The 14,017-nt window shown below is 52.3% G+C and carries 13 protein-coding genes; 2 read left to right on the top strand and 11 right to left on the bottom strand.

Translation table 11 applies throughout. From position 1 onward, the window contains the following. Nucleotides 1-24: 24 nt before the first annotated feature. The 7 genes from H0248_RS18820 to ilvL form a co-directional block, all read right to left on the bottom strand. Nucleotides 25-234 carry a hypothetical protein gene (locus H0248_RS18820; protein ID WP_180787061.1) on the bottom strand — a complete coding sequence of 70 codons (210 nt, stop codon included), beginning with the start codon at nucleotides 232-234 and terminating at the stop codon, nucleotides 25-27. A gap of 310 nt (nucleotides 235-544) precedes the next feature. Then, nucleotides 545-2,089, bottom strand: coding sequence for a threonine ammonia-lyase, biosynthetic (ilvA, locus tag H0248_RS18815; RefSeq protein ID WP_010283910.1), 1,545 nt, complete (start codon nucleotides 2,087-2,089; stop codon nucleotides 545-547). 5 nt (nucleotides 2,090-2,094) lie between these two features. Next, nucleotides 2,095-3,945 (bottom strand): dihydroxy-acid dehydratase, encoded by a 1,851-nt coding sequence (gene ilvD, locus H0248_RS18810; RefSeq protein WP_039286277.1) that lies wholly within the window; start codon nucleotides 3,943-3,945, stop codon nucleotides 2,095-2,097. A gap of 73 nt (nucleotides 3,946-4,018) precedes the next feature. Further along, nucleotides 4,019-4,945 carry a branched-chain amino acid transaminase gene (locus tag H0248_RS18805; protein ID WP_180787060.1) on the bottom strand — a complete coding sequence of 309 codons (927 nt, stop codon included), beginning with the start codon at nucleotides 4,943-4,945 and terminating at the stop codon, nucleotides 4,019-4,021. Nucleotides 4,946-4,970: 25 nt separating this feature from the next. Further along, a complete protein-coding gene (ilvM, locus tag H0248_RS18800; RefSeq protein ID WP_010294673.1) occupies nucleotides 4,971-5,231 on the bottom strand; it encodes an acetolactate synthase 2 small subunit in 261 nt (86 codons plus the stop codon). A 57-nt stretch (nucleotides 5,232-5,288) separates the two neighbouring features. Beyond that, nucleotides 5,289-6,935, bottom strand: a complete 1,647-nt coding sequence (gene ilvG, locus H0248_RS18795) for an acetolactate synthase 2 catalytic subunit (protein ID WP_180787059.1) — start codon at nucleotides 6,933-6,935, stop codon at nucleotides 5,289-5,291. Between the two features lie 140 nt (nucleotides 6,936-7,075). Continuing rightward, complete coding sequence (ilvL, locus tag H0248_RS18790; RefSeq protein ID WP_071531109.1) at nucleotides 7,076-7,174, bottom strand: ilv operon leader peptide; 99 nt, start codon at nucleotides 7,172-7,174, stop codon at nucleotides 7,076-7,078. Nucleotides 7,175-7,581: 407 nt separating this feature from the next. Between ilvL and H0248_RS18785 the strand changes: the two genes are divergently transcribed. Next, a complete protein-coding gene (locus H0248_RS18785; RefSeq protein WP_180787058.1) occupies nucleotides 7,582-9,108 on the top strand; it encodes a YifB family Mg chelatase-like AAA ATPase in 1,527 nt (508 codons plus the stop codon). A gap of 57 nt (nucleotides 9,109-9,165) precedes the next feature. Here H0248_RS18785 and H0248_RS18780 read toward each other — a convergent pair whose 3' ends face one another. Continuing rightward, nucleotides 9,166-9,504 (bottom strand): DUF413 domain-containing protein, encoded by a 339-nt coding sequence (locus H0248_RS18780; RefSeq protein ID WP_010283921.1) that lies wholly within the window; start codon nucleotides 9,502-9,504, stop codon nucleotides 9,166-9,168. A 120-nt stretch (nucleotides 9,505-9,624) separates the two neighbouring features. On the opposite strand from H0248_RS18780, the gene hdfR reads away from it, so the two are divergent. Further along, nucleotides 9,625-10,452 (top strand): HTH-type transcriptional regulator HdfR, encoded by an 828-nt coding sequence (gene hdfR / locus H0248_RS18775; protein ID WP_010294681.1) that lies wholly within the window; start codon nucleotides 9,625-9,627, stop codon nucleotides 10,450-10,452. 21 nt (nucleotides 10,453-10,473) lie between these two features. Here hdfR and yjfF read toward each other — a convergent pair whose 3' ends face one another. From yjfF to ytfR, 3 genes are read right to left on the bottom strand one after another with little or no spacing between them, the layout of a single operon-like run. Beyond that, complete coding sequence (gene yjfF / locus H0248_RS18770) at nucleotides 10,474-11,436, bottom strand: galactofuranose ABC transporter, permease protein YjfF (RefSeq protein ID WP_180787057.1); 963 nt, start codon at nucleotides 11,434-11,436, stop codon at nucleotides 10,474-10,476. After that, nucleotides 11,436-12,446: a galactofuranose ABC transporter, ATP-binding protein YtfT gene (gene ytfT, locus H0248_RS18765; protein ID WP_180787125.1), complete on the bottom strand. Its 1,011-nt coding sequence runs from the start codon at nucleotides 12,444-12,446 to the stop codon at nucleotides 11,436-11,438. Before ytfT ends, yjfF begins: the two co-directional genes overlap by 1 nt. After that, complete coding sequence (gene ytfR / locus H0248_RS18760; protein WP_180787056.1) at nucleotides 12,436-13,953, bottom strand: galactofuranose ABC transporter, ATP-binding protein YtfR; 1,518 nt, start codon at nucleotides 13,951-13,953, stop codon at nucleotides 12,436-12,438. The genes ytfT and ytfR overlap by 11 nt, the downstream gene beginning before the upstream one ends. Between the last annotated feature and the right edge of the window lie 64 nt (nucleotides 13,954-14,017).

Below are 14,017 nucleotides of genomic sequence, written 5' to 3'. Positions count from 1 at the left end.
AGCAGCCTCTAAGAATAAATCTAATCAATGCACCGATGGTGTATCAAGCTTGAGTGAAAGTTTTCGCCCATCCGACGTCTTCATTTCCACAAGATTACTTTGAGTCACCTGCATCAGAGAAAGGCATAACTTCATCATCAATGCGAGTATTTCTTCAGGAGGTAACGAACTATTAATAAGGCTACTCTTTAATTTTTCATTTAACTGAATGGCAAGTTTTTCTTTATTTTTCATACTCGGTCTCCATGTGTTATTCCACTTTTCATCAAATTAACCGAGAAAATAATTATTAGCAAGATTTAAAGAAATTAGAAAAATAAACAATTAATTTGAAAGTAATAATAACACACTACGATTATATTTATTCAACGACGCCTTGAGACACCTGCTGAAGAAACGTTAAACCCGCTTGAGAAAAACCCGTGAACTGCGTTGCCATAAAGAAATGCCATCCCTGTTGCTATAAGATGACATAAAGATAACGCCGCCGACGGTGAAACACCATCGGCGGCGTGAAGGGAACTCTCAGCGATTAACCGCTAACTTAACCCGCTAAAAAGAAACGGAACGCGGGGTTATTGGTTTCATCGTGACATTCATAGCCGAGCGCCTGTAGGTGCTGCTCGAATTCCCGATCGCCTGCATCCAACTCGAACGCGGCCAGCACGCGACCAAAATCCGTGCCGTGGCTGCGGTAATGGAACAGTGAAATATTCCAGTGCGCCCCCAGCGTATGCAGGAATTTCAGTAATGCACCCGGCGACTCTGGGAACTCAAAGCTGTACAGCCGTTCCTGGAGCGGTTTGGAAGGGCGTCCGCCGACCATATAACGAACGTGCAGCTTCGCCATTTCATCATCGGACAAATCCACCACTTCATAACCGTCTGCGGACAGCTCAGCGATAATCTCCTGCCGCTCCGCATAGCCACGCGTCAGACGCACACCGACAAAAATGCAGGCATCTTTGGCATCCGCATAGCGGTAGTTAAATTCGGTAACGGAACGACCGCCCAGCAGTTGGCAAAACTTCAGGAAGCTGCCCTGTTTCTCGGGGATCGTCACAGCCAGCAAGGCTTCGCGCTGTTCACCCAGCTCGCAGCGCTCGGAAACGTAGCGTAACCCGTGGAAATTGACGTTCGCGCCGGACAGAATATGCGCCAGACGTTCACCCTGAATCTGATGCTGTTGGATGTATTTCTTCATCCCCGCCAACGCCAGCGCGCCGGACGGTTCAGCAATTGCGCGAACATCCTCAAACAGATCTTTCACTGCCGCACAGATGGCATCACTGTCGACGGTAATCACGTCATCCAGATATTCCCGACACAGGCGGAACGTTTCATCGCCAATGCGCTTCACCGCCACACCTTCGGCAAACAGCCCGACACGCGGCAGATCGACCGGTTGCCCAGCATCCAGCGCCGCACGCAGACAGGCGGAATCTTCCGCTTCTACGCCGATCACCTGAATCTGCGGCATCAGCTGTTTGATCAGTACGGCAACACCTGCCGCCAAACCACCACCGCCGACCGGCACAAACACGCGATCCAGATGCGCATCCTGCTGTAGTAATTCCATCGCCAGCGTGCCCTGTCCCGCAATCACCGCAGGGTGATCGAACGGCGGCAGAAAGGTCATATGTTGCTGTTGTGACAGCTCAATCGCCTTCGCCTTGGCCTCATCAAAGTTGGCCCCGTGTAGCAGCACTTCGCCGCCAAAGCCGCGCACAGCATCGACTTTGATATCAGCCGTAGCCACCGGCATCACAATCAGCGATTTAATCCCCAACTTGCTGGAAGAGAGCGCCACACCTTGCGCATGGTTACCGGCGGACGCCGTCACCACGCCGTGCGATTTCTGCTCATCGCTCAGACCGGCCATCATCGCGTACGCGCCACGCAGCTTGAAGCTGTGCACCGCGTGCCTGTCTTCACGTTTTACCAGAATGACATTACCCAGCCGCGAAGAGATCTTTTCCATCTTCTCCAGCGGCGTGACCTGCGTGACTTCATACACTGGCGAGCGCAAGATCGCCCGCAGGTACTCCGCGCCTCCCGGCGCGGCAGGAAGAGGTTGTGACACAGCCATCAGCATTAGCCTCCCAGCTTGCTTTTATCCCGCACCGCGCCCTTATCTGCGCTGGTTGCCAGGCTAGCGTACGCACGCAGCGCAAAAGACACCTGACGTTCACGATTATGTGGCGTCCAGGCCTGCTCGCCTCTCGCCTCTTCCGCTGCGCGGCGGCTTGCTAACGCATTGTCATCCAGAACCAGCGCAATGCTGCGGTTCGGAATATCAATCGCAATGATGTCACCGTCCTGTACCAGTGCAATCGTGCCGCCGCTAGCTGCTTCAGGAGACGCATGGCCGATAGACAGACCAGAAGTACCGCCGGAGAAGCGTCCGTCCGTGATCAGTGCACAGCTTTTACCCAAGCCCATCGATTTCAGGTAGGTAGTCGGATACAGCATTTCCTGCATACCCGGCCCGCCTTTCGGCCCTTCATAACGGATCACAACGACGTCACCCGCCACGACTTTACCGCCCAGAATGGCGTCTACCGCATCATCCTGGCTTTCATAAACTTTTGCCGGACCGCGGAAGACCAGACTCCCTTCATCCACGCCTGCGGTTTTCACGATACAGCCATTCTCTGCCAGATTGCCGTACAGCACGGCCAACCCACCATCCTGACTGTAGGCAAATTCGCGGGAACGAATACACCCTTCCTGACGATCGGTATCCAGTGAATCCCAGCGACAATCCTGAGAAAACGCTTTGGTGGTACGGATACCCGCCGGGCCAGCGGAATACATGCTTTTTACACTCTCATCCTGCGTCAGCATCACGTCGTAGGCTTCCAGCGTTTCCGGCAGTGTTTTGCCCAGCACGTTGTTCACTTCACGGTTCAGCAGGCCAGCTCTGTCCAACTCGCCCAGAATACCGATCACGCCGCCCGCGCGGTGTACGTCTTCCATGTGGTATTTCTGCGTGCTCGGCGCCACTTTACACAGGTGTGGCACCTGACGTGACAGTCTGTCGATATCGGTCATGGTGAAGTCCACCTCACCTTCCTGCGCCGCGGCTAACAGATGCAGAACGGTATTAGTGGAACCGCCCATCGCGATATCCAGAACCATAGCGTTTTCAAATGCGGCTTTATTAGCGATATTGCGTGGCAGCACGCTCTCGTCATCCTGCTCGTAATAGCGCTTAGCCAGACCGACAATGCGTTTGCCTGCGTTCAGGAACAACTGCTTACGGTCAGCATGCGTCGCCAGCAGAGAACCGTTACCCGGCTGAGACAGCCCCAGCGCTTCGGTCAAACAGTTCATGGAGTTAGCGGTAAACATACCGGAACAGGAGCCACAGGTCGGACAGGCTGAACGCTCCACCTGCTCGCTCTGCTCATCCGAGACTTTCGGATCTGCGCCCTGAATCATGGCATCCACCAGATCCAACTTGATGATCTGATCGGATAATTTGGTTTTCCCTGCTTCCATCGGGCCACCCGAAACAAAAATCACCGGAATATTCAGGCGCAGCGACGCCATTAACATCCCTGGGGTGATTTTGTCGCAGTTGGAAATACACACCATGGCATCCGCACAGTGGGCATTGACCATGTATTCCACGGAGTCGGCGATCAGTTCACGGGAAGGCAGGGAATAGAGCATGCCGCCGTGTCCCATCGCGATACCGTCATCAACTGCAATGGTGTTAAATTCTTTCGCGACGCCGCCGGAGGCTTCGATCTGCTCGGCAACCAGTTTACCCAGATCGCGCAAGTGCACATGGCCCGGCACGAATTGGGTGAAGGAGTTGACCACTGCGATAATCGGTTTACCAAAATCGTCGTCGGTCATCCCGGTGGCGCGCCACAAGGCTCGGGCACCGGCCATATTACGGCCGTGAGTGGTTGTGGCTGAACGGTACTTAGGCATGCTCTGTTACTCCAAAAATTACGAATTTGGCGATGACGGAACGTGTCACCGCCTGACTGTCTGTCTTGACTGCTTACTGATTTATCGGATCCAACCAGCCCCATTTATCTTCGGTTTCACCCGTAAAGAGGCCAAAGAACGCCTGCTGCAAGGCTTTGGTGACCGGTCCGCGTTTGCCAGCACCGACCTGAATGCCGTCGACGCTGCGCACAGGGGTAATTTCTGCCGCCGTGCCGGACATGAAGACTTCGTCCGCCAGATACAGTGACTCGCGGGACAGCACCTGTTCACGCACTTCATATCCCGCATCTTTCGCCAGCTTGATGATAGCGTCACGCGTAATGCCCGGCAGCGCCGAAGAGGTAAACGGCGGCGTGAAGATAATACCGTCCTTCACTTCAAACAGGTTCTCACCCGCGCCTTCAGAAACATAGCCGTGGACATCCAACGCGATCCCTTCCTGATAGCCGTGGCGGCGTGCTTCGCTACCCACCAGCAGGGAGGATAGATAGTTACCGCCCGCTTTCGCGGCGGTTGGAATAGTATTTGCCGCCACACGATTCCAGGATGACACCATCGCATCAATACCGGCTTCCAGCGCTTCTTCACCCAAATACGCGCCCCACGGGAAAGCCGCGATAATGACGTCGGTTTGATAACCGTCTGGCGGGTTAACGCCCATACCCACATCACCAATAAACACCAGTGGACGAATATACGCGCTGGTCAGGTTATTTTTACGCAGCGTTTCACGACAGGCTTCCATCAGCTCATCTACGCTTTGTGCGACGGGCATACGGTAAATTTTTGCCGAATCACGCAGGCGCTGCATGTGCTCACGGTGACGGAAAACCACCGGACCCTTATGTGAATTGTAGCAACGAACGCCTTCAAAGACGGAGGTGCCATAATGCAGGGCATGCGACATGACGTGTATTTTTGCTTCAGCCCATGGAACCATCTCGCCATTGAACCAAATGTAGTCCGCTTTTTTTGTCATTCTTCTTTTTCCTTACTCTTTTGCGTTAGGCGCTGATCTGCTGTGATGTCGTCATCGGTTGAATGTCAACGCAGGCAATATCCAACAGTTTGCTCAATTGCGTTGACAATAAATCCACCGAACGATGACTGGCAACGGTCAGTTCAATATTAATGTGATCGGCATTGGTGGTTTGCACCATATTCATCGCGCAAACTTTGAAACCGCGATGGCGGGTAACACGCAATACACGCTCCAGAACCTCGGGACGAAAGCGCGCCTGAATCGAAAGTTGATGGTGTGTCATTCTGTTGTCTCCAGCACTTATTCTGTGTAAGTCGGCCATTATTCGGTTTTGTCGAGCCTATTCGGTTTTATCGAGCATCGTTTCGTTACCTGCACCCGGCGGAACCAGCGGCCAGACGTTTTCATATTCATCGATCGATACGTGCAGTAAATAGGGTCCTTCGCTGTTAAACAGGGCATCCAGCGCGACATCAATTTGATCTTTGCGGGTGATGCGCTGGCCGGGGATATCAAACGCGCTTGCCAGCGTCAGGAAATCAGGGTTATCGGAGAGGTCAGTTTCACTATAACGTTCATCAAAGAATAACTGCTGCCACTGACGTACCATGCCTAACCGTTGGTTATCCAGCAGCACGATCTTTAACGGCAGCCGTTTTCGCTTGATGGTGCCCAACTCCTGAACGTTCATCATGAAAGAGCCATCGCCGGAAATGCAGATAACCATATCATCCGGGCGCGCAACCTGTGCGCCTACCGCCGCGGGTACGCCGAAGCCCATCGTGCCGAGGCCGCTGGAGGTGATGAAATTCTCAGGGCGGCTGAACGTCATATGCTGTGCAGCCCACATCTGGTGCTGACCCACATCGGTCGTCACCACCGTATCCGCATCCATTCGTTCGGAGATCGTTTTCAGCAACGCAGGCGCATAAATCGCCTGACCGGGATGATCATAACGCCACGGGTATTCCGCCTTCATCATGGCCGCCTGCTGGCGCCACGCGCTGACGTTCAGCGGCTGTTGCAGCGCCGGTAATATCGTTTTCAGATCGCCTTGCAACGCGACATTAGCATGACGCAATTTGCTCAATTCTGCTGGGTCGATATCCATGTGAATCACGCTAGCATGAGGCGCGAAGGCGTTCAGTTTGCCGGTCACGCGGTCATCAAAACGCGCCCCGACCGCGATTAACAAATCGCACTTCTGCACAATCAGGTTCGCCGCCTTCGTGCCGTGCATACCAATCATACCGAGGTAATAGGGATGATTGGCATCCACGGCTCCCAGCCCTTTCAGCGTCGAAACGGAAGGGATATCCGTTACGCTCAGGAATTCACGCAGTGCCGGAACCGCATTCGCCATGCCGACCCCACCGCCAACGTACAGCACCGGTTTTTGCGCTTTCGCCAGCAGAGCGTACGCCTGCGCAATATCTTGATCGGGGAAATCGACATCGTTAACAACAGGCGCAAAGTTTGGAGTGAAATCTCCCATCGCCAGCTGAATATCTTTAGGAATATCGACCAGAACAGGGCCTGGGCGACCGCTGTTAGCAATCGCGAATGCTTCTGCCATCACTTCCGGTAGTGATTCGAGAGACTCAACCAGAAAACTGTGTTTCGTACAGGCCAGCGACAGCCCCAGCACGTCAATTTCCTGGAAAGCATCGGTGCCAATCAGCGCTGACCCAACCTGCCCAGTGATCGCCACCACAGGCACGGAATCCAGCAGCGCATCGGCCAAACCGGTGATCAGGTTCGTTGCCCCCGGGCCTGACGTCGCAATGCAGACGCCCACGTTACCCGTGGAGCGGGCATAGCCAATCGCCGCCATCACCGCGCCTTGCTCGTGGCGACACAGCAGGTGTTTCACGCCGCCGTCATAAAGTGCATCGTAGACTGGCATTATCGCGCCCCCCGGATAACCAAAAACGGTTTCCACTCCCTGCGCTCGCAACGCTTGAACCACCCACTGTGCTCCATTCATAGTTATTTCCCCGATATCTTATGGGAATAACAGAATTTTATGCTGATGTTCATTTTCTGTTCCTTTCCGTTATAGATTACGCCCAACAAAAAACCCCCGACCTTTCGGTGCGGGGGTTTTCTTGAATTAGGCCTTGATTTCTAAGCCATTCTTCGTCCAAGTGCAGCCCCGCACGGTGGGATAATAATCACCACCACGCTAATCACGACTAGGCTAATCACTAGGGATAGGGCTTTCATAATAGGTTGTTCATTAATCTTCTGTCGAACGAATGCCTACAGAGTTATCACAGTAAGACATGGACTGACAACCATTTTTTTTCATTGCCACCCGTAAGGATTACCTATGATACGAGAAAAAATACAACGTAATCATAAGGTAGACGCGCATCAAATTATTTTCGCCCGTTGGCGTAAAAATGAGCGTTGTACGAAAAACGTGACAGATGAAAACGAGAGTCGTCAATCGGCGGATAGCATTAAGCCATCGGTTCACCCTACATAATTGTGGAGCCTCACGCACAAATTTTACTCATTACTGAAACAGAGGATTATTTCATGACATCGCCGCGCAAAGTGGCGAAGACGGTCTCTACTTCTTCTCCCTTGCCAAGCATGATGCAAACCATCAGCAAAGGGGAAATAGCATGTCATTGGCAGTTACCTATACTCGGGCAATGATTGGTGTACAAGCACCGGACGTTTATATCGAAGTTCATATCAGCAGCGGGCTACCAGCCCTAACGCTGGTGGGCTTACCAGAAACCACCGTCAAGGAAGCGCGCGATCGCGTGCGCAGCGCTCTCATCAATTGCGGATTTACGTTTCCGGCAAAGCGCATCACGGTCAACCTCGCCCCCGCAGACCTGCCAAAAGAAGGAGGACGCTACGATCTGCCGATTGCTCTGGCGATTCTGGCTGCCTCAGAACAAATCGATGGTGAAAAGCTAAGCCGCTACGAGTTTCTTGGCGAACTCGGCCTGTCTGGCACCTTACGTGGCGTCAATGGCGCGATTCCCGCTGCATTGGAGGCCATAAAAGCAGGCCGCCAGCTTATCCTGCCAGATGACAATAAACGGGAGATGACGCTGATACCGCAGGGTGAAGCGCTGATGGCAGGGCACTTGTTGGACGTGTGTGCTTTTCTCAGTGGAGAAGGGGAATTGCTCAGTTGCTCTGACATAATGCACGTTCTACCGATCGAGGAAGATACGCTCGATCTGAAGGATATCATCGGTCAGGAGCAGGCTAAACGCGCATTGGAAATCGCGGCGGCAGGCGGTCACAACTTACTCTTGCTGGGACCCCCAGGAACCGGGAAAACCATGCTGGCGAGTCGATTAGGCAATCTGATGCCACCATTAAGCGATGAAGAAGCGCTGGAAAGCGCCGCCATCAACAGCCTAATCAACATTGATGCCACCATGACGCGCTGGCGAGCCAGACCATTCAGAGCGCCTCACCATAGTTCTTCCATGGCTGCGCTCGTGGGCGGAGGGTCGCTGCCCAAACCCGGAGAAATCTCGCTCGCCCACAACGGTGTACTATTTTTGGACGAATTACCGGAGTTTGAGCGGCGCGTACTGGACTCACTACGAGAGCCTCTGGAGTCCGGTGAAATTATCATTTCCCGCACTCGGGCTAAAGTGTGCTACCCAGCGCGGGTGCAGCTCGTCGCCGCAATGAATCCCAGCCCCTCAGGACACTATCAGGGTGTTCATAACCGGTTGCCGGCACAACAAATACTGCGCTATCTCAGCAAACTTTCCGGTCCCTTTTTGGATCGCTTTGACCTTTCAATCGAAGTCCCTTTACTACCACCAGGGGTTTTATCTCAGCAGCATTATCAAGGCGAAAGCAGCGCGACAATTCGTGAGCGCGTGCTGATCGCACGGCAGATACAGCTGAAGCGGGCAAATAAAATCAACGCGCTACTCACTTCACGTGAAATAGAAAAACACTGCGGATTGGAGATGGCTGATGCGACCTATTTGGAAGAGGTGATGAACAAACTTGGCTTATCCGTACGTGCCTGGCACAGGATCTTGAAAGTTGCGCGCACGATCGCTGACCTCGGCGGTCGGGATAATATTGAAAGAAAACACCTTGCCGAAGCGCTGAGCTATCGCTGTATGGATCGCTTGCTCATCCAGCTCCACAAAAACCTTGAATAGCGAGAGCATCACATTTGTTCGCCACAAAAGGAAATGGGGCGTTAGCCCCATTCTTAATTAATCATCGCTTTCAGTGTATTCTTCCACTGCATCCATCTGCGGCTTACCACCCGACAACGTATGGAAGCGTTTAGGACGACGAATACGATCCAGATATTTGGACCAGATTTTTTCCAGTTCCGTTTCCGCTTTACGTTCGCCGCGACACATTGCAACAAACGATGTCTCTTCTTCCGTCACTGGCTCACGTTTACCCAAATCCAGCTCGTTAAACGCGTAACCGTGGCGTTCCAACAATTGTGCTTCTTTAATCGTAAAGTCGCCATGTCGGGAAAAACCACGCGGGTAGAACTTGTTATCAAAAAAACGATTAGTGGTAGAGAAGCTTTCTGCCATCTTACACGCTCCTAATTCTTCTATGGTCGTGTTGTTTATGGCGCGGAGTATTAGATAGGCTTGACATTGTGTAAAACAAAACATTTAAATCATTACGACAAAATTTTTTTGGAGATGGGCGTGGATACCGAATTACTAAAAACCTTTCTGGAAGTCAGCAGGACAAGACACTTTGGCCGTGCCGCCGAATCCCTGTATCTCACGCAGTCAGCAGTGAGTTTTCGGATTCGCCAGTTAGAGACGCAGCTTGGTGCCAACCTGTTCACGCGCCATCGGAACAACATACGCCTGACACCCGCTGGCGAACGGCTTCTGCCCTATGCGGAAAGCCTTATCGGTACCTGGCAGATCGCCAAAAAAGAAGTCGCACGCTCGCAGCAACACAGCCTGCTTTCGGTAGGAGCAACGGCGTCACTCTGGGAGGCCTATCTGACTCCCTGGCTACAATCGCTGTATCAACAGCGCCCGCTGCTCCAGCTAGAAGCGCGCATTGCCTTACGTCACTCGCTGGTAAAACAACTCCATGAGCGTCAGTTGGATCTGTTGATTACAACCGAACAGCCAAAAATGGAAGAATTGGCGAGCCAGCTACTGGGTAACTTCTCCCTTTCGCTGTTTGCAGCAGAAGCGCACCCACCCGGGCAGGAACTGCCTTATATAAAATTGGAGTGGGGCGCAGACTTTCATCAGCAGGAACATCGACTATTAGCCAGCGATCAGCTTCCCGTGTTGACAACAACATCGGCCCAGTTGACCCGCCAATTGCTTGAAACAACCGGCGGCTGCGCGTTTTTACCCAGCCATTGGTTACAAACCTATTCCAACCTGCGGATAGTTGGCGACAGTCAGCCCGTCGTGCGCCCGTTTTACGCCGTTTGGTTACAAAACAGCGATCAGCAGACGATGATTCGTCAGTTGCTGAAAACGCCTATTGTGATTAATCCATGAGCTATTTTGCTCACAGCTCACTTAAGCACGTCTGGCTAACCAGAATGTGCTTAACGCCTTCTGTAACCCAATGAAAGCAAACAGCAGGAAACCAATGACGATTTTTGTCCACCATGAGCTCAAGGTACCATCAAACGTGATATACGTTTGAATCAGACCTTGAATCAGTACGCCAAACAGGGTGCCCAATACGGTTCCGACACCGCCGGTCAGTAGCGTACCGCCGATAACAACGGCAGCGATGGCGTCCAATTCCACACCGCTTGCTGCCAGAGCATAACCCGCGGAAGTGTAGAGAGAGAAAACAATACCTGACAGCACCGCTAACGAACTGGAAAGCATGTAGATATGAATCGTCGTCCGCCTGACGGGCACCCCCATCAGTTCCGCTGAATAGCTGCTACCACCAATCGCATAAACACGGTTACCGAAACGGGTACGGTGCGCCATCACGATCCCCAGCAGTACCACAATCAACATAACCAGCGCCAGAAAGGTAAACCGTCCTCCATCCGGCATGCGCCATGCTAAACCCGCCAGTTGGCTATAGACCGGATGATCGATTGGAATCGACTCCTGTGAGACGATAAAGCTCATTCCTCGGACAAAGAACATACCCGCCAGCGTGATAATAAAGGCTGGCAATTTGAGCGTGTCGATAATCCATCCCATCAACCCGCCAAACATGGCACCCATCACCAGCGCTATTGCGAACGCAAAGAAAGGATCAATGCCATACGTACCGATCAGTTTGGCCAGTAACACACCCGTAAATGCAATAACTGACCCTACGGAGAGATCGATCCCGCCAGACAGGATGACAAACGTCATCCCAACAGCCACGATCCCCAGAAAGGCGTTATCCGTCAGTAAATCAAAGAAAACTCGCGTCGACGCAAAGCCGGGAAACTGGCTGAGACAGAATAAATAGCCAGCAATAAAGACCAGAATCGTCATCAACAGGGGGAAGTGGCGTTTCAACATTATGTTTTCCTCCTGAACAGGTGATGCAGCGAAATACGCGGAGATTGCATAACCAAAACCAGCAGAACGACGAGTGCCTTCAGAACCAGGTTGAATTCCGGCCGATAGCCAGACAGCAGAATGCCAGTATTCATACTCTGAATAATCAAGGCACCGACGACAGAGAGCAGCAAATTAAAACGCCCCCCAAGTAGCGAACCGCCACCGATCACCACAGCCAGAATCGCGTCTAATTCCAACCAGAGGCCCGCGTTGTTCGCATCCGCCCCACGGATATCTGCCGTCACGATAACGCCCGCTACGGCCGCACACACGCCGCATATGACATAAGCAGCGACCAATACCAGCTTCGTACTCACGCCAGCGTTGCGAGCCGATCGCAAATTAATACCGACAGATTCGATAAAGAGCCCAAGCGCCGTTTTACGCGTCAAAATCCACAGCGCCAACAGCATCACGCAGGCAATAATCACTGGCATGGGTAGATAGAACAGGGTTCCGCTGCCCAACTTAGCCAACCCGGCGTTATCGAACGTGATAATTTGACCTTCGGTAATCATCTGAGCAATGCCTCGCCCGGCAACCATCAGCATCAACGTCGCCACAATCGGCTGAATCTGTAACACCGCAACCAGAAAACCGTTCCATAGCCCACACAGCGCACCAACCAATAGCGCAACCAGCAGTACAGAAGGAAGCGGATGACCAGCAGCAGTAAGCGTTGCGGCCGTCGCGCCTGCAATCGCCATTACCGCACCAACCGATAAATCGATTCCACCAGTGGCAATCACTAACGTCATACCTAATGCCAGCAGCGCAACGGGCGCACCGCGGTTAAGGATGTCGATAAGGCTACCGAACAAGCGCCCATCCTGAATGTGTAGGGAGAAGAAGTTGGGCGCGACCATGCTATCAATCAGCAAGATGGCAACGAGCGCCAGAAGCTGTGGCACCCCTTTGGTGAACGTTAAGCGGACTTTTTTGGCAGGTTTGACGTTATTATCTGTCATCATCTGCTCCCGTTTGTACTGCGATTGCCTGCATCACTGCGGCAACCGAGATCTCATTATGTTCAAGATGCGCAACGTGCCGCCTGTCGCGCAGCACAATGATGCGATCCGCATAACCAGTCAGTTCTTCCAATTCAGAAGAGATCACGAGTAACGCCATCCCCTGCTCACACAGTTTTTCGATCAGGCGAATGATTTCAGCATGCGCACCAACATCGATTCCTCGCGTTGGCTCATCCAGAATCAAGAAGCGTGGTTCTGTTGCCAACCAGCGCGATAGCAGGACTTTTTGCTGATTTCCACCCGATAGATACTGAATTTCCTGCTCTGGACTGGGCGTACGAATCCCTAATAGGCTGATAAATTTTTCAGCGATACGGGTTTGCTCACGTAAGGAAATGGGCTTCAACCAGCCACGTTGCGCCTGAAGCGCCAGAATGATGTTCTCTCGTACCGTTGCCGCACCGACAATGCCGTCAGTTTTGCGATCCTCAGGGCAATAGCCAAAGCCGAGTTTTCCTGCTGCACGCGGCGTGCGAATGCTGACTTGTTTGCCATCAACTCTGGCTTCACCGGCATCAGGCACGTTAATACCAAATATCAGTTGCGCAGTTTCTGTCCGGCCGGAACCCAGTAGACCAGCGAGGCCAACAATTTCTCCCGGGCGCACGGAAAGCTCGAAGTCATTAATCGAGCCACGCCGACCATAGTGTTTAAACTGCACGATGGGCTCACCTGAGACGTCACTATGTTCGCCACGCTTCAATAACGTTTCATCAAAACTGTGGCCCAACATCATTTGGACTAATTCAATACGTGGTAATTCTGCGGCAGGCAATGTCCCGACTACTCTTCCATTACGCAAAACGGTAATTCTGTCACTAATGCGATAAACCTGATCCAGAAAGTGCGTCACAAATATCATACCGATTCCGCGATCGCGCAACGTCCGCAATATATCCAGTAGCATATCGACTTCTTTTGCATCAAGGCTTGCGGTCGGTTCATCAAGAATTAAAACTTTAGCGGAAAGATCGATAGCTCTGGCGATAGCGACAATTTGCTGAACTGCGATGGAGTAATTACCAAGCGGGTGGCTAACATCGATCATCAGTCCATAATTCAATAAGAGGGCTTCAGCCTGACGCAGGATTTTATGTTGATCCACGATGCCCCAGCGTGTGGGCTCACGGCCAATAAATAGATTAGCCGCAACGGACAAATTCGGTAATAGATTGACTTCTTGATAGACTGTACCAATACCCAATGACTGAGCATGAGCCGTATTTACAGGATTAATCGCCATACCATCGAGGATAATTTCACCCGTTGAGCGATGGTAAACGCCAGTCAATGCCTTAATTAACGTTGACTTCCCTGCACCATTCTCTCCTAATAGCGCCACTATTTCGCCGCGATTAAGCGTGAAGTCCACTTGATCTAGTGCTTTTACCCCCGGAAACTCAACGCTCATGCCCCGAATATCTAACAACCGTGTCGTTTCCATCAGCATCACCTATGCGACAACTTAACAAGGCTACATCACACCCAGGGCGGGATTCCACTTTGCT

Origin of the sequence: Pectobacterium brasiliense, assembly GCF_013449685.1 — a bacterium.
Classification (GTDB): domain Bacteria; phylum Pseudomonadota; class Gammaproteobacteria; order Enterobacterales; family Enterobacteriaceae; genus Pectobacterium; species Pectobacterium brasiliense_A.
The sequence above is the reverse complement of the archived record's forward strand: the minus strand, read 5'-3'. Positions and strand labels throughout refer to the sequence as shown.

Bases quoted from the DNA above. Each gene is read 5' to 3' on its own strand.
- H0248_RS18785 (WP_180787058.1), top strand. From the start codon at position 7,582: ATGTCATTGGCAGTTACCTATACTCGGGCAATGATTGGTGTACAAGCA.
- H0248_RS18780 (WP_010283921.1), bottom strand. From the start codon at position 9,504: ATGGCAGAAAGCTTCTCTACCACTAATCGTTTTTTTGATAACAAGTTC.
- H0248_RS18805 (WP_180787060.1), bottom strand. From the start codon at position 4,945: ATGACAAAAAAAGCGGACTACATTTGGTTCAATGGCGAGATGGTTCCA.
- ilvG (WP_180787059.1), bottom strand. From the start codon at position 6,935: ATGAATGGAGCACAGTGGGTGGTTCAAGCGTTGCGAGCGCAGGGAGTG.
- ytfT (WP_180787125.1), bottom strand. From the start codon at position 12,446: ATGACAGATAATAACGTCAAACCTGCCAAAAAAGTCCGCTTAACGTTC.
- yjfF (WP_180787057.1), bottom strand. From the start codon at position 11,436: ATGTTGAAACGCCACTTCCCCCTGTTGATGACGATTCTGGTCTTTATT.
- ilvD (WP_039286277.1), bottom strand. From the start codon at position 3,945: ATGCCTAAGTACCGTTCAGCCACAACCACTCACGGCCGTAATATGGCC.
- ilvM (WP_010294673.1), bottom strand. From the start codon at position 5,231: ATGACACACCATCAACTTTCGATTCAGGCGCGCTTTCGTCCCGAGGTT.
- ilvL (WP_071531109.1), bottom strand. From the start codon at position 7,174: ATGAAAGCCCTATCCCTAGTGATTAGCCTAGTCGTGATTAGCGTGGTG.
- ilvA (WP_010283910.1), bottom strand. From the start codon at position 2,089: ATGGCTGTGTCACAACCTCTTCCTGCCGCGCCGGGAGGCGCGGAGTAC.
- H0248_RS18820 (WP_180787061.1), bottom strand. From the start codon at position 234: ATGAAAAATAAAGAAAAACTTGCCATTCAGTTAAATGAAAAATTAAAG.
- ytfR (WP_180787056.1), bottom strand. From the start codon at position 13,953: ATGGAAACGACACGGTTGTTAGATATTCGGGGCATGAGCGTTGAGTTT.